An 18,743-nucleotide genomic window follows, 5' to 3' on the forward strand; every position below is an offset into this window, starting at 1 on the left:
GCTGGGGGGCGAAGCCGCCCTAAACCCAGGCACCTCGGTCTTCCTGAAACACCTCGGCGTCCTTGATATGGGGGCGGCTTCGCCACCCAGCGCGGGGCAAGCCCGCTCACTACAAGGGGGTTGTTTTGAATTTAGTCCATATGCGCATGCGGGCGCGCATGTCGGCCTGGGGGATGTCCTTGCCGGCAATCAGCCGTTCAAAGGTGGGCGCATCCGGGTAGAGGTCGGGGTTGTCGCGCATGCGCGCCTCCACCGCCGGCCGCGCCTTGGCGTTGGCCGTGGGGTAGCCGGTGAAGTTGCTGATGGCGGCCATGTTCTCGGGGCGCATCACGAAATTGATGAACGCGTAGGCATATTCCGGGTGTTTCGCGTCGACGGGGATGGCCATCGTGTCCATCCACACCGTGGTGCCCTCGCGGGGGATGTGATAACCGAAAGTCACCGGTTTGCCGGCGGCATCGGCGGCACGCTGGGCCTGGGTCATGTCGCCGCTGTAGCCAAGGGACAGGCACAGGTCGCCGTTGACCAGGTCGGTCACCGGCTGCGACTGGAACTTGCGGATGTACGGCCGCAGTTTCAGCAGCAGCGCGCTGGCGGCGGCCAGGTCCTCGCGCTTGGCGCTGCGCGGATCGCGGCCGAGGTAGTTGAGCACCACGGCCAGCACTTCGTCCGGCGAGTCGATCAGCGAAATGCCGCAGTCGGCGAATTTGGCCGCCAGCTCCGGCTTGAACAGCAGGTCAAGGCTGTTGACCGGCGCATTCGCCAAGCGCTGTTCGATCTTCTGCGCGTTATAGGTCAGGCCGATAGTGCCCCAGGTATAGGGCACCGTGGCTTTGTTCGAGGTGACGTAGCGGCTGCGCAGCTGTTGCAAACCCGGCTCGATATCGTTCAGCGCAGTGAGCCTGGCGGAATCCAGCGGCTGCAGGCTGCCGGCGCGCATCAGGCGCTCGGCCACCGTGTCGCCCGGGAAGATCAGGTCGTAGCCGCTGCCGCCGGCCATCAACTTGGCTTCCAGGGTCTCGCTGCCGTCCATGACGTCGTAGATCACCTGGATACCGGTTTCAGCGGTGAATCGGGACAAGGTGTCGGCCGCGAAGTAATCGGCCCAATTGTACAGCTTCAGGGTTTTGTCGTCGGCCGAGGCGCAGGCGGCGCTGAGCATCAGTGTACCTATCAGCAGTCGTTTCATGATGGGCGACCGTCCAGCGTCAGCAGTGCGCCGTACATGTCCGGGCGGCGATCACGGAAGATGCCCCATGTCAGGCGCTCTTCGCGCATCGCCGCAAGGTCCAGGCTGTGGACCCATACACCTGTCGAGTCGCGGTCAGCCTCGGCCAACAATGCGCCTTTATGGTCACAGATAAACGAGGAACCGTAGAAGTCCATTTGCAGCGCGCTATCGGTGGTTGCGACTTCACGGCCGACACGGTTGGCCGCCACCACCGGCAGCAGGTTCGCCGCCGCGTGTCCGCGCATGGTCATCTGCCAATGGTCGCGGGAGTCGAGCGTCGCGCAGCCGGGTTCCGAGCCAATGGCAGTGGGAAACAGCAGCACTTCGGCGCCCTGCAAAGCCAGGCAGCGTGCAGTTTCAGGGAACCACTGATCCCAGCAGATACCGATACCCAGGCGCCCGAACGCTGTGTCCCAGACGCGAAAGCCTGTGTCGCCGGGGCTGAAGTACTCCTTCTCCTGATAGCCGATGGCGTTGGGGATATGGGTCTTGCGGTACACCCCCAGCAGTTGCCCATCGGCGTCGGCCACGCTCAGGGAGTTGAAGAAGGCATTGCCGGCTTTTTCAAACCAGCTCAGCGGCAGCACCACCCCCAACTCCCTGGCCAAGGCGGCGAAGCGTTTGAGCACCTGGCTGTGCGAGTACTCCTCGGCCAGCGCCAAGTGCCTGGGGTGCTGCTCGATGCAGAAGTAAGGCGTGGCGAACAGTTCCTGCAACAAAATCACCTGGGCGCCCTGGGCTGCGGCAGCGCGCACCCACTGCTCGGCGCGATCAAGGTTACCGGGCAAATCCCAGGTGCACGGCATTTGCGTCGTCGCGATCGTCAGCAGGCTCATCGCATGGCTCCTGCAGGCTGTTGCTGGGTGATGCAATGCACGCCGCCGCCGCCATGGGCCAGCTGGTTGATCTGCACCGGGACGATTTCCCGACCAGGGAACGCCTGGGCCAGCACCTCGGCGGCAGCCTGGTCGGCGGCAATGCCATAGGCCGGCATGATGACCGCGCCGTTGGCGATATAGAAGTTGGTGTAGGAGGCACAGAACACCTCGGCCTCGCTATCGACGGCCTCGCTCGCTTCGTACAACTCAAGCATTTCAAAGCGGCGCCCGTTGGCGTCCGAGGCCAACGCCAGGGCGCGACGATTTTCGCGCACCACCTCGGCGTAGACCGAACCTTGGTCGTGGGTCGCATCCACCAACAGCACACCGGGGCGCGCGAAGGCACACACGCCGTCGACGTGGCCATCGGTCATGTCGCCGGTGACGTAATCCGGGTCACCAGGCAGCCAGACGGTTTTGCGGATGCCCAACAGGCGCGCAAAGATGTCCTCGATATCGGCCTTGGTCATGCCGGGGTTGCGGTTGGGGTTGAGCAGTACCGACTCGGTGGTGATCAAGGTGCCCTCGCCGTCGACATGGATTGCCCCGCCCTCATTGCTCAAAGGCGTACCGAAGCACTCCAGGCCCAGGTGATTGAGCACCCGTCGCGCCAGGCTTTCGTCCAAGTCATGCGCCGACTTGCCGCCCCAGGCATTGAAGCGCCAACTCACCCCGGCCAAGCCCTGTTGCGGGTGGCAGATGAAGGTCGGGCCGGAGTCGCGACACCAACTGTCGTTGACCGCCTGCGCAATCAGCTCGACCCCTGGCCCGCACAGCGCTCGCGCACGGGCCAGGGCCGACGGGTCCACGATCATCTTCACCGGTTCGAACCGCGCGATGGCATTGGCCACCCTCGCGAAGTCGTCCTGCACCCCGGGCAAGGTGACGCCCCAGGTGGTTTCCCAGAGCGATTGGTTATGGGGCCAGACCATCCAGGTCGCCGCATGTCGGGTCCACTCCGCGGGCATCCACCACCCCCTGCTTAAATGTTCATTGCGCTGCATGACAAGTACCTTTGAGTTAAGTCATTGTTTTCAGTGAAAACTGCCCACGGAGTGCTGGCATGCATGCTACGTTGGCGCTATTGACCAAACAAACGATGGATTTTGTAGAAAACTGATTAGAGGAACTTATCAGCATGCTCAATCACTGGCCGCCCCTCGGCACCCTGCGCGGCTTTGAAGCCGCCGCCCGGCTGGGCAGCTTTCACAAGGCCGCCGAGGAACTGCACCTGACCCAATCGGCGATCAGCCAACAGATCCGCAGCCTGGAGGCGTACCTGGAACAGCCGCTGTTCTTTCGCAGCGGTCGTAGCGTGAGCCTGACCGACGCCGGCCACGACTTCCTCAGCACCACCCAGGCGTTGTTGCAGCAACTGGCGGTGGGCGTGCGCCGGCTGGGGCAGTACCGCAAACCGAATCAACTGGTGCTCAACACCACGCCGACCTTTGCCCGGCATTGGCTGCTACCGCGACTTGCGGATTTCCGCCTTCAGCACCCGCAGGTCGACCTGTGGATCTTCAGCACCGACGAAGTCCCCGACATGGCCACCCAGACCATCGACCTGGCGGTGCGCGACGACATCAGTTCCCAGGCCGAATGCAGCTTCAAGGTCTTGCACGCCGACCGACTGTTTCCGGCGTGCCACCCCAAGGTATTGCAACTGCCCATCGACCAGCGCACCACCTTGCACGGCGAACGGGAAATGGACTGGAGCCATTGGGCGGTGGAAGCCGGGATCGACGTGGGGCAGCAAGCTCAGGGGCTGAATTTTTCCGACCCTGGCCTGTTGCTGGACGCAGTGTGCACCGGATTGGGCATTGGCCTGGTCAGCCAGTTGCTCAGTCGCAAGGCGCGGGCGGACGGTTTGCTGTCGCCCCTGGTGGAAGCCACGATCCGCGGCCCCAGTTGGGCGCTGCTGACCCATCGTGACAGCGAGCACGACCCCATGGCGCGTCATTTCACCGCGTGGTTGCTGACCCATTTGCAGGTAGACCCGACATGAACGAGCGGCTTGAAGACATCCTCGCCGAGCACCTGAGCGTGGTGTTCTGCGGTATCAACCCCGGCAAGGGCTCCGCCGCCATCGGCCAGCACTTTGCCAATCGCAGCAACCGCTTCTGGCGCACGCTGCACCTGGCGGGTTTTACGCCCCATGAGATTCACCCCGAGGACGGCCCCACGTTGTTGCAATACCACTGCGGCCTGACCACGCTGGTGGAGCGGCCCACCGCCAGCGCGGGGGAATTGGCCCGGCATGAATTCCTGCAGGCGGCGATAGCGTTCGAACAGAAAATCCGCCGCTGTCGGCCGCGCTACCTGGCGTTTCTCGGCAAGGCAGGTTATAGCGCACTGTCAGGCCAGCGCACGCTCGCCTGGGGGTTGCAGCCACAACCCTTCGCCGAGGCCTCGGTGTGGGTACTGCCCAACCCCAGTGGGCGCAACCTGGCATTCAGCCTGGAACAATTGGTGCAGGCCTACCAGCCGCTGCGTGAAGCGATTGCGCGCGCCGAGCCGATGCCCTTACTCTCTTGAGCCCGATACCCGCAAGCAATGGAGGCTTCATGAAACTGATCGGCATGCTGGACTCGCCCTACGTACGCCGCGTGGCCATATCCCTGGACCTGTACGGGGTGGACTTCACCCATGAAGCACTCTCGGTGTTCAGCACTTACACCGAATTCGCCCAGATTAACCCGGTGGTCAAGGCGCCCACCCTGGTGCTGGACGATGGCACGGTACTCATGGATTCGAGCCTGATCCTGGACTATCTGGAAACCCTGGCCCCGGCTGACAAAAAGCTGCTGCCTCCATCGCCCGCCGCACGTGCCCGCGATCTGCAACTGCTCGGGCTGGCCCTGGCCGCCTGTGAGAAAAGCGTGCAGATCGTGTATGAGCACAACCTGCGCCCCGCCGAGAAGCAACACGCCCCCTGGCTCGACCGGGTCAGCGGGCAATTGCTGGCCGCCTTTGGCTTGCTCGACAAACACTTGGGCCAGGCCGCCGGTAACGCGATCTCCCAGGCATCGCTGACGGCGGCAGTGGCCTGGTCTTTCAGCCAATTCACCGTACCCTCGGTGGTGAAAGCCGACGCATTTGCCAACCTGCAACGCCACGCCGAGCAGTTGGAACAGCATCCAGCCTTCAAACGCTACCCGATCGAGTAAATTCACAGCGTCGTCGCACCACACGGTGCGGCGACCAGCTCGCCCTCCAGATAAACGCGATCCTTGCCATTACGCTTGGCGCTGTACAAATTCCTGTCGGCGCTCTTGAGCACCACCGACAGCTCCGCCCCCGCTGAAAACCGCGCCATGCCCGCACTGCAGGTGTAGTTGTGCGGCGCGGCGACACTGCGCCGGATCGCTTGCAACAGGTCCAGGGCAAAGTCGCAGGCCAGCGCCGAGTCATCGCCCAGCCACAGCACGCCGAACTCCTCGCCGCCGATCCGGCCGAAACTGTGGCTGCCCTGGGCATTTCTCAGGCAGGTGGCCATGGCACACAGGATCTTGTCGCCGACATCGTGGCCGTAAAGGTCATTCTTGGATTTGAAACTGTCGATATCCAGCATCAGGAAGTAGCCGCTTTGCCCCTCGGCGATCAGGTTGTCGAAGCATTGCATGAACGCGCGGCGGTTGAGGATGGAGGTCAGATAGTCGGTCTCCGCCATCACGCGGAACTCACTTTCCACCAGCAGTACCGAACGCAAGGTCTTCAAATAGGAAAAGCTCAAGACAAAGCCGATCGACACCGACGACAGGCAAAACATCCACAGGTAGGTCTGCGTTTGAGCGTAGTTATCGGTCTGCATCAACGGCCACAGGATCAGCCACACCAATGCCGTGCAGACCAGATAGTCGCGAACACTGATAAACAGGATGGCGCTGCTGATGACCAGTGTGACCGCCAGCGGCAGCACAAAAATACGCAACGCTTCCTGAGCCTCGATGACATAGGCAAAACCTGCCGACAGCACCACCACGTAGACAATGCCCAGCGCCCGCCACAGGTGAAAGTTCTCGACCACATAATGAAGCCGGCACACCACCAGCAGGCAGATACTGATCAACAAGGTGATACCGTCGAACTCAATGCCCGGATGAATCAGCAACTGACCCACCCAGGCCACAATCCCTATCCCTTCGGCCCAGGTGACCGCCGGCGAGAGCAACCGGCGCATTCTGGGTCTCAACTTCAAGTGAGCAGGCATCTTTTAGGCTCCCATCTCAACGGCATGCACGCTCACCGCAAATGAAAACGCCATAAACCGCCGGACCAGGCTGGCAAATCGCGGCAGCACTTCCAATCGGGTCTTGGAGTGGACTTTGAAGTAGCCCTTTTCGACCCCCTCCTGAACCACTCGGATGACGTGGGTTTTCGATACTGAAAGTTGTTTGGCCAAGGCCAGGTAGGAAGACGAACGAAAGCGCGCGCGTTGATTGTCCGGCGCAAACGCATCGTTGTAGATGGCGAGCATCAACATATGCCCGGCATCTCGCTTGACCAGCCAGTAACACTCGGGCAGCAACACATCGACGGTCAGGTCGGCGGCCAGGATGACGCCAAAGCCTTTGAAATAGGTCGCCAGGAACTGCTGGTCATCCAGCGCATGCATGCGCTGCAAGGTGGCGCGATCCGGGCACATCCGGGTCAATGAGTGGGTAATCGACGCCAGCATCAGACGCACTTCGCGACAGGCTTCCTCCGACGGTGAATACACCCGGAAACGGCTGTCTTCCGGGTGTGGCGCGACTTCCATGAAACCCAGGGCGCGGAGTAACGAAAAGATCGACTCCAGGCTGTTTCGCGAGCAGTACCCGCGCGCCACACAAAAGGTTTTGACCTCGGACAGTAACGGTGTCGGCTTGCGGAAGTATTCACTCAACAACGCAAACGACACCATCAAACGGCTGTATTTGAGTGCGCTCTTGTAGAAAAACGGCCGTCTTGAATAGGGGCCCAACTGCACCGTGTAGTGGGCCCGGATGGAACGTTCAAAATCCACATGGCGTTCGAGCTCCTGCGCCGTGTGACATATAGCCAACTTCAACGAACTGACGTGCATGAATGAGCCCTGACCAACCAACTGTCTTCCACTGATCTCGGCCACAGAAGTTTCCGTGACCCGGTCCCACAACAAATCACGTCGCAAAACTTCAGGTAATGGCGCTTTGCCTGATGGCGCAATGTACAGCGATTGGCCGACCACACATCATCAATACCAAAGTTGTTCCAAGGCGCTGATTGCGCACAATCCAGAGAACTCTTGTGACACTTCCCCCGTATTTACGCCTTGCACTTATTGAATAACTCCATTCACGCATTGGTCAGCGAACCTTTCCCAGACTGCGCACGTCCGAATCAGAGCACTGTTACCAACCGTTCCCTGCGAGGTCTTGATTTGAAAGCCGCGATCCTCAAGAAATACCGTCTGATCATCAAAACCATGGGTTATGTGGGCTGGTCGCTGTTCTGGCTGCTGTTGTGGGATATCGCCGTCACGGTGGATTTCATGCTGTTTCTCAATGCCAAGATCAACCTGCCGCTGATGCCCCTGACTCTGCTGGGTTCGGCCCTGGTGGTATTGATCAGCTTTCGTAACAGCAGCGCCTATAACCGTTGGTGGGAAGCGCGCACGCTGTGGGGGGCGATGGTCAACAACTCGCGCAGCTACGCCCGCCAGGTGTTGACCTTGCTCGATGATGTCCAGGGCGAGGTGAACCCGATCAAATCAACCCTGTTGCGTCGCCACGTCGCCTACGTGAACTGCCTGGCGGCGCATCTCAGGGGCCGCCCCTGCCCTGATGAGGTGCGCGCGTTTATTCCCGCGGACGAGTTCGCGCGCAACGGCGCCACCAATAATTTTGCCAATGACCTGCTCACCGGTTCGGCGACCTTGCTGGCCCGGGAATACCAGGCCGGGCGCCTGGACAGCATTCGCCTGGCGCGGCTGGAGTCCACGCTGGTGGATTTATCCAACAGCCAGGGCGGCATGGAGCGGATTGCAAATACGCCGCTGCCCTACCCTTACGTGTATTTCCCCCGGTTGTTCATTTCGCTGTTTTGCCTGATCGTGCCGGTGGGCCTGGTGGAATCCCTGGGCTGGTTCACACCCTTGGCCTCAACGGTGGTGGGCTTCATGCTGCTGGCGATCGAACGCATCGGCACCGACCTGCAAAGCCCGTTTCGCTCCAGCGAACACCAGATACAGATGGAAAACATCTGCGAGACCATCGAGAAGAACCTGCAGTCCATGCAGCGGGATGCCCTGGCTTGACGCCGGGCATCATCGCCGAGGCGGTAACAGACTATTACCGAGCATAATGTACTAACTAGTTACTTATATTGCTAAAATCGCGCCTTCGCCTCTCACCTTCGAGCATTTATCGATATGAAACGAGCATCGCGCGCCACCGGCGCCTCTAGATTTCTCCTGCTGGGCCTGGGCGTCATCATCGCCCTGCTCGGCGTGGCGCTGGCCGTGGGCGGCGCCAAACTGGTGAGCCTTGGCGGCTCCTGGTACTTCCTGATCGGCGGCCTGGCGATGGCGGTGTCCGGGCTGTTGATTGCCCAGCGCAAACCGGCGGGCGCCTGGTTGTTCGCGACGTTCCTGGTAGGGACCGCCGTGTGGGCGATCGCGGATGTGGGCCTGGTGTTCTGGCCGATGTTCTCTCGAGTGTTCATGTTCGCGGTGATCGGCGTGGTCGTGGCGCTGGTGTACCCGCTGCTGGTCAACCGGCCGGCACGGGGCGCCTATGCGATTGCCGCCGTGTTGGCGGTGGGCGTGGCGGTTGCGGCAGGCAATATGTTTGTCGCCCACCCAAGCGTCGCGTCGACCGGTCAAGGCCCTGGCATCACGCCGGTCGCTGCGGCCGACGCGCAAAAAGACTGGGCTCACTACGGCAATACCGAAGGCGGCAGCCGCTTTGCCGCACTGGACCAGATCAACCGCGACACCGTCAATAAGCTCAAGGTGGCCTGGACCTACCACACCGGCGACGTGGCGATCAGCGACGGCAACGGTGCCGAAGACCAACTGACACCGTTGCAGATCGGCAATAAGGTGTTTATCTGCACCCCCCACAACAACCTGATTGCGCTGGATGCCGACACCGGCAAAGAGCTGTGGAAGAACGAGATCAACGCCAAGTCGGCGGTGTGGCAGCGCTGCCGTGGCATGGCGTATTTCGACGCCACCGCGCCGATTGCCCAACCGACGCAGCCCAACAGCTCGCCGATCCTCGCCGCCAGCGTACCGGCCGGAGCGCAATGCCAGCGTCGCCTGCTGACCAACACCATTGATGCACGCCTGATCGCCGTGGATGCCGATACCGGTAAATTCTGCGAAGACTTCGGCACCCATGGCCAGGTGGACTTGAAAGCCGGCCTGGGCGATGTACCGGACAGCTACTACCAATTGTCCTCGGCACCCTTGATGGCCGGCACCACCGTGGTGGTCGGCGGGCGCGTGGCGGATAACGTGCAGACCGACATGCCCGGCGGCGTGATCCGGGGTTTCGACGTAATCAGCGGCAAAATGCGCTGGGCCTTCGACCCGGGCAACCCCGAAGACAAGCAAGCCCCCGCAGCCGGCAGCACGTATGTGCGCAGTACGCCGAACAGCTGGGCACCGATGTCCTATGACCCGTTGATGAACACCGTGTTCTTGCCGATGGGCAGTTCCTCCACCGATATCTATGGCGTGGAACGCACCCAGCTCAACCACAAGTACGGCGCCTCGGTGTTGGCGCTGGATGCCTCCACCGGCAGCGAAAAATGGGTCTACCAGACCGTCCACAACGACCTGTGGGACTTCGACCTGCCGATGCAGCCGAGCCTGATCGACTTCACCCCGCCGGGTAGCGACAAAGCCGTGCCCGCCGTGGTGATCGGCACCAAGGCCGGGCAGATCTATGTACTCGACCGTGCCACCGGCAAGCCGCTGACCGATGTCAAGGAAGTGCCCGTCAAGGCGGCGAACATCCCCAACGAGCCTTACTCGCTGACCCAACCCAAATCGCTGGGTATGCCGCAGATCGGCGCGCAAACCCTGACCGAGGCGGACATGTGGGGTGCCACGCCGTACGACCAGTTGCTGTGTCGCATCGACTTCAAGGGCATGCGCTACGACGGCCTGTACACCGCGCCGGGCACCGATAAATCGCTGAGCTTCCCAGGTTCCCTGGGCGGCATGAACTGGGGCAGTATTTCCACCGACCCGGTGCACGGTTTTATCTTCGTCAACGACATGCGCCTGGGCCTGTGGATCCAGATGATCCCCTCGCAGAACCGCGCTCAGGCCTCGTCCGGCGGTGAAGCACTCAACACCGGCATGGGCGCCGTACCGCTCAAGGGCACGCCGTATGCGGTGAACAAAAACCGCTTCCTGTCGGTGGCCGGTATTCCGTGCCAGGCACCGCCGTTCGGCACCCTGACCGCGATCGACATGAAGACCCAGAAAGTCGCCTGGCAAGTGCCGGTCGGCACCGTGGAAGACACCGGCCCGCTGGGTATCCGCATGCACCTGCCGATCAAGATCGGTTTGCCGACCCTTGGCGGTACGCTGTCGACCCAGGGCGGCCTGATCTTTATCGCCGGCACCCAGGACTTCTACCTGCGCGCCTTCAACAGCGGCAACGGTGAAGAAATCTGGAAAGCCCGCCTGCCCGTCGGCAGCCAGGGCGGCCCGATGACCTATGTCTCGCCGAAAACCGGCAAGCAGTACGTGGTCATCACCGCAGGTGGCGCACGCCAGTCCACCGACCGTGGCGACTACGTGATCGCCTACGCCCTGCCATAAAAACCCTGTGTTTGCGCGGTGCTTCGGCACCGCGCCGTCTATTTGGAAGAACCTGCATGCTCCCCGTTTCTCCTACGTCCATTGGGCGCCTGTTGCTGGGCCTGGCCTTTGGCGCCGCGCTGCCCGCACAAGCCGACGACACCACCTTGACCGGCGACTGGGGCGGCCTGCGCCGCGAACTCGACGAACAAGGCATTCGCTTCACCGGCGACTACAGCGGCGAGACCGCCTACAACGCCGACGGCGGCCAACACCGTGCGGCACGCTACTCGCAGAACCTCAAGCTCGGCGTGCAGTTCGACCTGGGCAAGCTCTACGGCTTCAACCATGGCGACCGCATCCAGGTCACGATCAATGACCGTCGCGGCAACAGCGCCTCCGAGGATCTGGTGGGTAACCGCCTGCCGATCCAGGAAAACTACGGCGGCCTCTATACCCGCCTCACCGAACTGAGCTACGAGCGCACGCTGTTCACCCCGGCGCTTAACGTCAAGCTGGGCTACATGGCCATGGGCAATGACCTCGGCGGCCTGGACAGCGGCATCCTCTGCAACTTCATGAACGCCGGTTTCTGCGGGCATCCGCTGAACATGTCCGGCGGCAGCGGCTGGACCAACTACCCGAATGCGCGCCTGGGTGCCCGCGTGAAATACGATTTTTCACCGTCCTGGCAACTGCGCGTCGCAGCCTTCAACGTCGACCCCGAGAGCAACGGTAACTCCAGCCGCGCCTGGCGCCTGGACCCGAAACACACCACCGGCACCGTGGTGCCGATCGAACTGGTGTACAAACACGCAGGCCCGCTGCCCGGTGAGTACAAGCTGGGTTATTACTACGACAGCTCCAACGTCAAACGCATCGGTAGCAATAAAGAGGTCAACGGGCGTGGCGGCCATTACCTGCTGATCGACCAGGCGGTGTGGGCCTCCGAGGCCTCCGCCGGGCGCACGCTGCATGCTTTCGGTCAGTACTCGGCAGCCAGTGAAGCAGCGTCGCCGTTCAGCAAGTGGTACGGCGCAGGGTTGGTGCTGTACAAGCCCTTCGAAGGTCGGCCACGCGATACCGTCGCCCTGGGTTACGGCCGTGCGGTACCGAACCCTCGCAGCCGTGACGTACAGGAACTGGCGGCCTTCAAGGCGGGGACCGAGTATCCCGACCTGAACAATGCCGAGCAATTGATCGAACTCAGCTATGGCTACCAGGCCACGCCCTGGCTGACCCTGCGCCCGGATGTGCAATACATCATCGAGCCGGGCGCGTTTTCGGGTGAGAACATCGATAACGCGCTGGTCGTGGGGTTGCAGGTCAAAGCTGTGTTCTAGGCCGCGCCCTGCTGGTATTCGCGTGGCGTGCAGCCGAACTCCCGGCGAAACACCGTGTGCAGGTACTGTGCCGATTTGAAGCCGCAGCGCGCGGCAACCTCGGCAATCGCCACGCGGTGGTTCTCCAGGCCCTTGGCGGCGGCCGCCAGTTTGAAGCGCAGGATCTCGTCGTGCACGCTGCAGCCACGTTCCTTGCGAAAGTGCGACTCCAGGGATGAGCGTGATACGCCCACATAGGCCGCCACCTGGGCGGTCTTGATACCCTGGCATGCGTATTGGCGGATAAACAGCAACGCCTGCATCACGTAGGGGTTGCCCAAGGGTTGGTGCAGGCTGGAGGCTTGCACGTTGATCGCCTCCGGCGGCACCAGGATCTGCGTACCGGCGCAGGGTTTGCCGTGCAGCATCTGGTGCAACAGGGCGGCGGCGGTACGGCCCATGGTCTCGGTGCCCTGGATCACCGAACTCAACGGCACCCGCGTGAGGGTGCGGGTCAACGGGTCGTTGTCGATGCCGATCAACGCCACTTCTTCCGGCACGGCGATCCCGGCCGTCAGGCAGGCTTGCAGCAGTTGCCGGGCACGGGCGTCGGTGACGGCGATGATGCCGATGGGTTTGGGCAGGCTTTCCAGCCAGGCAATCTGCTGCTCCACCGCGCTGTCCCACAGCGGTGCGCTGGTGCCCAGGCCGCGATAGATCTCCACCGGCACACCATCACGCGTCAGCAGGCTGCGAAAGGCCTTTTCGCGCTCCTGCGCCCAGCGGTTGGCCTGGGCCGGCGGCAAGCTGAAACAGGCAAACCGGGTCAACCCCGCCTCGATCAAATGTTCATACGCCAGCTTCATCAAGCCATGATTGTCGGTGGCCACATAGGGAATGCCCTTGGGGTAGGCACGCACATCCTCGTAGGAGCCGCCCACCGCCACCACCGGCAAGCGGCTCCCGGCCAGCGCTTCGCCGATCAGCGGGTCGTCGAAATCCGCAATGATGCCGTCGCCCTGCCAATGCTCGATGCCTTTGAGGCGGCACAGGAAGTCTTCCTCCAGAAACAGATCCCACGACGCACGGGTACTGCTCAGGTAGTTGCCGATGCCGGCGATGATGCCGCGATCGTAGATTTTGCTGCCGTTGAACAACAGGGCGATACGGTGAACGGGCGGTAGGGTTTTCATTGTTTTTGTCCTGAGGCCTGTCGCCACAGACTAAACCCCGCCACTCAAAATCGCACCCTCCCTTGGTGATTTTCATAATCGGCGGGCCCAACGCCGTTGCTAGTATCCAGACACCGCCAAGAACAATAAGGAAAACGCCATGCAGTATTTCCCTGGTGTCGAGAAGGTCCGCTTCGAAGGCCCCGACAGCGACGCGCCCCTCGCCTTCCGCCACTATGACGCCAACAAACTGATCCTCGGCAAACCCATGCGCGAGCACTTGCGCATGGCCGTTTGTTATTGGCACACCTTTGTGTGGCCGGGCTCGGACGTGTTCGGCCTGGGCACCTTCAAGCGGCCGTGGCAGCGCAGTGGCGAGCCGATGGAGCTGGCGATCGGCAAGGCGCAGGCCGCCTTTGAGTTCTTCTCCAAACTGGGCATCGATTACTACAGCTTTCACGACACGGACGTCGCCCCCGAAGGCAGCTCGCTCAAGGAATATCGCCATAACTTTGCGCAGATGGTCGATCACCTGGAGCGTCATCAGGAACAGTCCGGCATCCAGCTGTTATGGGGCACCGCCAACTGCTTCAGCAACCCGCGTTTTGCCGCCGGCGCCGCCAGCAACCCGGACCCGGAGGTATTTGCCTATGCGGCCGCCCAGGTGTGCAGTGCGATGAACGCCACCTTGCGGCTCAAAGGCTCCAACTACGTGCTGTGGGGCGGTCGCGAGGGCTATGAAACCCTGCTCAACACCGACCTCAAGCGCGAACGCGAGCAGCTCGGCCGGTTTATGCGCATGGTGGTGGAGCACAAGTACAAGATCGGCTTCAAGGGCGACCTGCTGATCGAGCCCAAGCCCCAGGAGCCGACCAAGCACCAGTACGATTACGACAGCGCCACGGTGTTCGGCTTCCTGCATGAGTACGGCCTGGAACAGGAAATCAAGGTGAACATCGAGGCCAACCACGCGACCCTGGCCGGGCACAGTTTTCAGCATGAGATTGCCACCGCCGTGTCCCTTGGCATTTTCGGCAGCATCGATGCCAACCGTGGCGACCCGCAGAACGGCTGGGACACTGACCAGTTCCCCAACAGCGTCGAGGAAATGACCCTCGCCACTTATGAAATCCTCAAGGCCGGCGGTTTCAAGAATGGCGGCTACAATTTCGACTCCAAGGTCCGTCGCCAGAGCCTGGACGAAGTCGACCTGTTCCACGGGCACGTGGCCGCCATGGATGTCTTGGCCCTGGCATTGGAACGCGCAGCCGCCATGGTGCAGAACGACCGCTTGCAACAATTCAAGGACCAGCGTTATGCCGGTTGGCGGCAGCCGCTGGGCCAGGCCGTATTGGCCGGCGAGTACAGCCTGGAGTCCCTGGCCGAGCATGCATTTGCCAATGAGCTGAACCCGCAGGCCGTGAGCGGGCGACAGGAGATGCTCGAAGGTGTCGTGAACCGCTTTATCTACAGCTGATTGTAGTGAGCGGGCTTGCCCCGCGCTGGGTGGCGCAGCCGCCCCAGACAGGGACGCCAGGGTGTTTCAGAAAGACCGAGGTGCCTGGTTTTGGGGCGGCTGCGCCGCCCAGCGCGGGGCGAGCCCGCTCACTACAGAGTCTTACTACAACAATAAAAGGACGCACCACTATGAAGTCATTCAAACGCACTCTTCTTGCCTCGGCACTGGCCTTGCTCGCCCTGCCGGCGATGGCTGATTCCGCTCACCCGAAAATCGGCTTTTCCATCGACGACCTGCGCCTGGAACGCTGGTCCCGCGACCGCGACTACTTCGTGGCGGCAGCCGAAAAGCTCGATGCCAAAGTGTTTGTACAGTCGGCCGACGCCAACGAGCAGAAGCAGATTTCCCAGATCGAAAACCTGATCTCCCGTGGTGTCGACGTGATCGTCATCGTGCCGTTCAACGCGACCGTGCTCACCAACGCCGTCGCCGAAGCCAAGAAGGCCGGGATCAAGGTGGTGTCCTATGATCGCCTGATCCTCAATGCCGATATCGACGCGTACATCTCCTTCGATAACGAAAAAGTCGGCGAGATGCAGGCCGGCGGTGTGCTGCAAGCGGCGCCCAAGGGCAATTACTTCCTGCTCGGCGGCGCGCCCACCGACAACAACGCCAAGGTGCTGCGCGAAGGCCAGATGAAGGTGCTGCAACCGGCCATCGACAAGGGCGACATCAAGATTGTCGGCCAGCAGTGGGTCAAGGAATGGAACCCTACCGAGGCCCTGAGCATCGTCGAAAACGCCCTGACGCGTAACGACAACAAGATCGACGCCATCGTCGCTTCCAACGACGCCACCGCCGGCGGTGCGATCCAGGCCCTGGCCGCACAGAAGCTGGCCGGCAAGGTGCCGATCTCGGGGCAGGATGCTGACCTGGCCGCCGTGAAGCGCGTGCTCGACGGCACCCAGACCATGACCGTGTACAAGCCGCTCAAGCTGATCGCCACCGAGGCGGCCAAGCTCTCGGTACAACTGGCGCGCAATGAAAAACCTAGCTACAGCTCGCAATACGACAACGGCAGCAAAAAGGTCGACACCATCCTGCTCACGCCCACCCCGCTGACCAAGGCCAACATCGACCTGTTGGAGAAGGACGGGTTCTATACCAAGGCACAGATTGCCGGGCAATGATGGTCATGTCCGACTACCTGTTGCAAATGCGCGGCATCGTCAAGACCTTTGGCGGTGTACCCGCCCTGAACGGTATCGATATCAACGTGCGGCGGGGGGAATGTGTCGGCCTGTGCGGTGAGAACGGCGCCGGTAAATCCACCTTGATGAAGGTGCTGTCGGCGGTCTATCCGCACGGCACCTGGGACGGTGAAATCCTCTGGGATGGGCAACCGCTCAAGGCCCAGTCCATCAGCGAAACCGAGGCCGTCGGTATCGTCATCATTCACCAGGAGTTGACCCTGGTGCCTGACCTGTCGGTGGCCGAAAACATCTTCATGGGCCACGAGCTGACCTTGCCCGGCGGGCGCATGAACTACCCGGCCATGCTCCACCGCGCCGAAGCCTTGATGCGCGAGCTCAAGGTACCGGACATGAACGTGGCGTTGCCGGTGTCGCAATACGGCGGCGGTTACCAGCAACTGGTGGAAATCGCCAAGGCCCTGAACAAACAGGCACGCCTGTTGATCCTCGATGAGCCCTCCTCGGCCCTGACCCGGTCGGAAATCGAGGTACTGCTGGATATCATCCGAGACCTCAAGGCCAAGGGCGTGGCCTGCGTGTACATCTCCCACAAGCTCGATGAAGTGGCGGCGGTGTGCGACACCATTGCCGTGATCCGCGACGGCAAACACATCGCGACTACCGCCATGGCCGACATGGATATCCCGCAGATCATCACCCAGATGGTCGGCCGCGAGATGAACAACCTCTACCCCACCGAACCCCACGCGGTGGGCGAGGTGATTTTCGAAGCACGCAACGTCACCTGTTATGACGTCGACAACCCCAAGCGCAAACGCGTTGACGATATTTCCTTTGTGCTCAGGCGCGGGGAAATCCTCGGCATCGCCGGGCTGGTGGGCGCCGGACGCACGGAACTGGTATCGGCGCTGTTCGGCGCCTACCCCGGCCGCTACAGCGGCGAAGTGTGGCTGGACGGCGTGCCGGTCGACACGCGCACGCCGCTCAAGTCGATCCGCGCAGGGCTGTGCATGGTGCCCGAAGACCGCAAGCGCCAAGGCATCATTCCGGATTTCGGGGTGGGCCAGAACATCACCCTGACCGTGCTGGAAACCTACTCGCGCCTGACGCGCATCAACGCCGAAGCCGAGTTGGGCAGCATCGAGCAACAGATCGCTCGCCTGCACCTCAAGACGGCCAGCCCGTCGCTGTCGATCACCAGCCTGTCCGGTGGCAATCAGCAAAAAGCCGTGCTGGCGAAGATGTTGATGGCCAAGCCCAAGGTGCTGATCCTCGATGAACCCACCCGCGGCGTGGACGTGGGCGCCAAGTACGAGATCTACAAGCTGATGAGCGCACTGGCGGCCGAAGGCGTGTCGATCATCATGGTTTCCTCGGAACTGGCCGAAGTGCTGGGCGTGTCCAACCGCGTGCTGGTGATCGGCGACGGGCAACTGCGTGGCGACTTTATCAATGAAGACCTCACCCAGGAACAGGTGCTCGCCGCCGCGCTCAGCCAAAACCATCATGATCGGAAGACCGCGTAGATGAATCAGGTCAAACACCTTTTTACCCGCTACAAAATGCTGGCCCTGGTCATCGCCGTGGCGTTTATCTGGCTGTTTTTCAGCTGGCAGACCGAGGGCGGCTTCGTGACGCCGCGCAACCTGTCCAACCTGCTGCGGCAGATGTCGATCACCGGAATCCTGGCCTGCGGCATGGTGCTGGTGATCATCAGCGGCGAGATCGATTTATCGGTGGGCTCGTTGCTCGGGCTGCTGGGCGGGCTCGCGGCGATCCTGGACGTGGTGTACCACATTCCGCTGCTGGCCAACCTGAGCCTGGTGGCGTTGTGCGGGCTGATGATCGGCTTGGCCAACGGCTACATGACGGCTTACCTGCGTATCCCGTCGTTTATCGTAGGTTTGGGCGGGATGCTGGCGTTTCGCGGGATTCTGCTGGGGATTACCGGCGGTACCACCATCGCACCGGTATCGCCGTCACTGGTGTACGTGGGCCAGGGCTATTTACCGCATACGGTAGGAGTCGGCCTGGGCGTGCTGCTGTTTGCGCTGACCGTGTTCCTCACCTGGAAGCAGCGGCGCAACCGCGCCTTGCATGGCCTGGCGGCGCACTCGCGGGTGCGTGATGGGTTGCGCGTGGGGGTGATCGGCGTGGTGTTGGCCGGGTTCGTCACCACCCTCAACAGCTACGACGGCATCCCGGTGCCGGTGTTGTTATTGCTGGTGCTGCTCGGCGTGTTCAGCTACGTCACCAGCCAGACCGTGTTCGGTCGTCGCGTCTACGCGGTGGGCAGCAACATGGAAGCCACGCGCCTGTCGGGTATCAACGTACAGGCGGTGAAGCTATGGATCTTCGGCATCATGGGCGTGATGTGCGCCCTCGCCGGCCTGGTCAACACCGCCCGCCTCGCGGCCGGTTCGCCGTCGGCGGGCAACATGGGTGAACTCGACGCCATTGCTGCGTGCTTTATCGGTGGCACGTCCATGCGCGGCGGTTCGGGCACGGTGTATGGCGCGTTGCTCGGGGCGTTGGTGATTACCAGCCTGGACAACGGTATGTCGATGCTGGATGTGGACAGTTACTGGCAGATGATTGTGAAGGGCAGCATTCTGGTGCTGGCGGTGTGGGTGGATGTGAGTACGCGGGCTGGGCGGCGCTGAACCCGCCCTGATCATTCCCACGGGA

16 protein-coding genes are annotated in these 18,743 nt (G+C 62.0%); 10 read left to right on the plus strand and 6 right to left on the minus strand.

All coding sequences use genetic code 11. The features are described from left to right. Positions 1-109 precede the first annotated feature (109 nt). From ACQRBT_RS25440 to ACQRBT_RS25450, 3 genes are read right to left on the minus strand one after another with little or no spacing between them, the layout of a single operon-like run. Entirely contained in the window at positions 110-1,189 is a 1,080-nt protein-coding gene (locus ACQRBT_RS25440) for an extracellular solute-binding protein (RefSeq protein WP_412046893.1), read from the minus strand. Further along, positions 1,186-2,067 carry an N-carbamoylputrescine amidase gene (gene aguB / locus ACQRBT_RS25445; RefSeq protein ID WP_412046894.1) on the minus strand — a complete coding sequence of 294 codons (882 nt, stop codon included), beginning with the start codon at positions 2,065-2,067 and terminating at the stop codon, positions 1,186-1,188. The genes ACQRBT_RS25440 and aguB overlap by 4 nt, the downstream gene beginning before the upstream one ends. After that, positions 2,064-3,113, minus strand: coding sequence for an agmatine deiminase family protein (locus tag ACQRBT_RS25450; RefSeq protein WP_412046895.1), 1,050 nt, complete (start codon positions 3,111-3,113; stop codon positions 2,064-2,066). The genes aguB and ACQRBT_RS25450 overlap by 4 nt, the downstream gene beginning before the upstream one ends. A 134-nt stretch (positions 3,114-3,247) precedes the next feature. Here ACQRBT_RS25450 and ACQRBT_RS25455 point away from each other — a divergent pair, with 134 nt between their 5' ends. Genes ACQRBT_RS25455 through ACQRBT_RS25465 form a run of 3 tightly spaced genes read left to right on the plus strand, consistent with a single transcriptional unit; the run spans position 3,248 to position 5,276 of the window. Beyond that, positions 3,248-4,114 carry a LysR substrate-binding domain-containing protein gene (locus ACQRBT_RS25455; RefSeq protein ID WP_060755410.1) on the plus strand — a complete coding sequence of 289 codons (867 nt, stop codon included), beginning with the start codon at positions 3,248-3,250 and terminating at the stop codon, positions 4,112-4,114. Beyond that, positions 4,111-4,644 carry a G/U mismatch-specific DNA glycosylase gene (mug, locus tag ACQRBT_RS25460; protein WP_412046896.1) on the plus strand — a complete coding sequence of 178 codons (534 nt, stop codon included), beginning with the start codon at positions 4,111-4,113 and terminating at the stop codon, positions 4,642-4,644. Before ACQRBT_RS25455 ends, mug begins: the two co-directional genes overlap by 4 nt. Before the next feature lie 29 nt (positions 4,645-4,673). Further along, a complete protein-coding gene (locus tag ACQRBT_RS25465; protein ID WP_090371855.1) occupies positions 4,674-5,276 on the plus strand; it encodes a glutathione S-transferase family protein in 603 nt (200 codons plus the stop codon). A gap of 2 nt (positions 5,277-5,278) precedes the next feature. Here the strand turns inward: ACQRBT_RS25465 and ACQRBT_RS25470 are convergent, their stop codons facing one another. Both ACQRBT_RS25470 and ACQRBT_RS25475 read right to left on the minus strand, forming a co-directional pair. Then, on the minus strand, positions 5,279-6,319 hold the full coding sequence (locus tag ACQRBT_RS25470; RefSeq protein WP_412046897.1) for a GGDEF domain-containing protein: 1,041 nt from the start codon (positions 6,317-6,319) through the stop codon (positions 5,279-5,281). Positions 6,320-6,322: 3 nt separating this feature from the next. After that, the gene (locus tag ACQRBT_RS25475; RefSeq protein WP_174554040.1) at positions 6,323-7,174 is read right to left on the minus strand and encodes a hypothetical protein; all 852 of its coding nucleotides are present in this window, start codon (positions 7,172-7,174) and stop codon (positions 6,323-6,325) included. Between the two features lie 336 nt (positions 7,175-7,510). On the opposite strand from ACQRBT_RS25475, the gene ACQRBT_RS25480 reads away from it, so the two are divergent. From ACQRBT_RS25480 to ACQRBT_RS25490, 3 genes are all read left to right on the plus strand, one after another. Continuing rightward, complete coding sequence (locus ACQRBT_RS25480; RefSeq protein WP_090371861.1) at positions 7,511-8,386, plus strand: bestrophin family protein; 876 nt, start codon at positions 7,511-7,513, stop codon at positions 8,384-8,386. 114 nt (positions 8,387-8,500) lie between these two features. Beyond that, on the plus strand, positions 8,501-10,909 hold the full coding sequence (locus ACQRBT_RS25485) for a glucose/quinate/shikimate family membrane-bound PQQ-dependent dehydrogenase (protein WP_412046898.1): 2,409 nt from the start codon (positions 8,501-8,503) through the stop codon (positions 10,907-10,909). Positions 10,910-10,965: 56 nt separating this feature from the next. Beyond that, complete coding sequence (locus ACQRBT_RS25490; RefSeq protein ID WP_060755417.1) at positions 10,966-12,231, plus strand: carbohydrate porin; 1,266 nt, start codon at positions 10,966-10,968, stop codon at positions 12,229-12,231. On the opposite strand, the gene ACQRBT_RS25495 is transcribed toward ACQRBT_RS25490, so the two are convergent. Next, complete coding sequence (locus ACQRBT_RS25495; protein WP_060755418.1) at positions 12,228-13,403, minus strand: XylR family transcriptional regulator; 1,176 nt, start codon at positions 13,401-13,403, stop codon at positions 12,228-12,230. The genes ACQRBT_RS25490 and ACQRBT_RS25495 overlap by 4 nt on opposite strands. A 139-nt stretch (positions 13,404-13,542) precedes the next feature. On the opposite strand from ACQRBT_RS25495, the gene xylA reads away from it, so the two are divergent. The 4 genes from xylA (at position 13,543) to ACQRBT_RS25515 (ending at position 18,718) form a co-directional block, all read left to right on the plus strand. Then, positions 13,543-14,859 carry a xylose isomerase gene (xylA, locus tag ACQRBT_RS25500; protein WP_412046899.1) on the plus strand — a complete coding sequence of 439 codons (1,317 nt, stop codon included), beginning with the start codon at positions 13,543-13,545 and terminating at the stop codon, positions 14,857-14,859. A gap of 170 nt (positions 14,860-15,029) precedes the next feature. Next, a complete protein-coding gene (gene xylF, locus ACQRBT_RS25505) occupies positions 15,030-16,031 on the plus strand; it encodes a D-xylose ABC transporter substrate-binding protein (RefSeq protein WP_412046900.1) in 1,002 nt (333 codons plus the stop codon). Then, positions 16,028-17,581 (plus strand): D-xylose ABC transporter ATP-binding protein, encoded by a 1,554-nt coding sequence (gene xylG / locus ACQRBT_RS25510; RefSeq protein WP_412046901.1) that lies wholly within the window; start codon positions 16,028-16,030, stop codon positions 17,579-17,581. The genes xylF and xylG overlap by 4 nt, the downstream gene beginning before the upstream one ends. Continuing rightward, positions 17,582-18,718: a sugar ABC transporter permease gene (locus ACQRBT_RS25515; RefSeq protein ID WP_090371873.1), complete on the plus strand. Its 1,137-nt coding sequence runs from the start codon at positions 17,582-17,584 to the stop codon at positions 18,716-18,718. It begins immediately after the preceding gene. Positions 18,719-18,743: the final 25 nt, after the last annotated feature.

Source organism: Pseudomonas sp. R19M (assembly GCF_050312585.1).
Lineage (GTDB): Bacteria > Pseudomonadota > Gammaproteobacteria > Pseudomonadales > Pseudomonadaceae > Aquipseudomonas > Aquipseudomonas palleroniana.

What these genes read in the sequence shown, in the direction of transcription:
- ACQRBT_RS25440 (WP_412046893.1), bottom strand. Translation starts at nt 1,189, where the DNA reads ATGAAACGACTGCTGATAGGTACACTGATGCTCAGCGCCGCCTGCGCC.
- ACQRBT_RS25465 (WP_090371855.1), top strand. Translation starts at nt 4,674, where the DNA reads ATGAAACTGATCGGCATGCTGGACTCGCCCTACGTACGCCGCGTGGCC.
- ACQRBT_RS25490 (WP_060755417.1), top strand. Translation starts at nt 10,966, where the DNA reads ATGCTCCCCGTTTCTCCTACGTCCATTGGGCGCCTGTTGCTGGGCCTG.
- ACQRBT_RS25455 (WP_060755410.1), top strand. Translation starts at nt 3,248, where the DNA reads ATGCTCAATCACTGGCCGCCCCTCGGCACCCTGCGCGGCTTTGAAGCC.
- ACQRBT_RS25515 (WP_090371873.1), top strand. Translation starts at nt 17,582, where the DNA reads ATGAATCAGGTCAAACACCTTTTTACCCGCTACAAAATGCTGGCCCTG.
- ACQRBT_RS25475 (WP_174554040.1), bottom strand. Translation starts at nt 7,174, where the DNA reads ATGCACGTCAGTTCGTTGAAGTTGGCTATATGTCACACGGCGCAGGAG.
- aguB (WP_412046894.1), bottom strand. Translation starts at nt 2,067, where the DNA reads ATGAGCCTGCTGACGATCGCGACGACGCAAATGCCGTGCACCTGGGAT.
- ACQRBT_RS25495 (WP_060755418.1), bottom strand. Translation starts at nt 13,403, where the DNA reads ATGAAAACCCTACCGCCCGTTCACCGTATCGCCCTGTTGTTCAACGGC.
- xylG (WP_412046901.1), top strand. Translation starts at nt 16,028, where the DNA reads ATGATGGTCATGTCCGACTACCTGTTGCAAATGCGCGGCATCGTCAAG.
- ACQRBT_RS25450 (WP_412046895.1), bottom strand. Translation starts at nt 3,113, where the DNA reads ATGCAGCGCAATGAACATTTAAGCAGGGGGTGGTGGATGCCCGCGGAG.
- mug (WP_412046896.1), top strand. Translation starts at nt 4,111, where the DNA reads ATGAACGAGCGGCTTGAAGACATCCTCGCCGAGCACCTGAGCGTGGTG.
- xylF (WP_412046900.1), top strand. Translation starts at nt 15,030, where the DNA reads ATGAAGTCATTCAAACGCACTCTTCTTGCCTCGGCACTGGCCTTGCTC.
- ACQRBT_RS25470 (WP_412046897.1), bottom strand. Translation starts at nt 6,319, where the DNA reads ATGCCTGCTCACTTGAAGTTGAGACCCAGAATGCGCCGGTTGCTCTCG.
- xylA (WP_412046899.1), top strand. Translation starts at nt 13,543, where the DNA reads ATGCAGTATTTCCCTGGTGTCGAGAAGGTCCGCTTCGAAGGCCCCGAC.
- ACQRBT_RS25485 (WP_412046898.1), top strand. Translation starts at nt 8,501, where the DNA reads ATGAAACGAGCATCGCGCGCCACCGGCGCCTCTAGATTTCTCCTGCTG.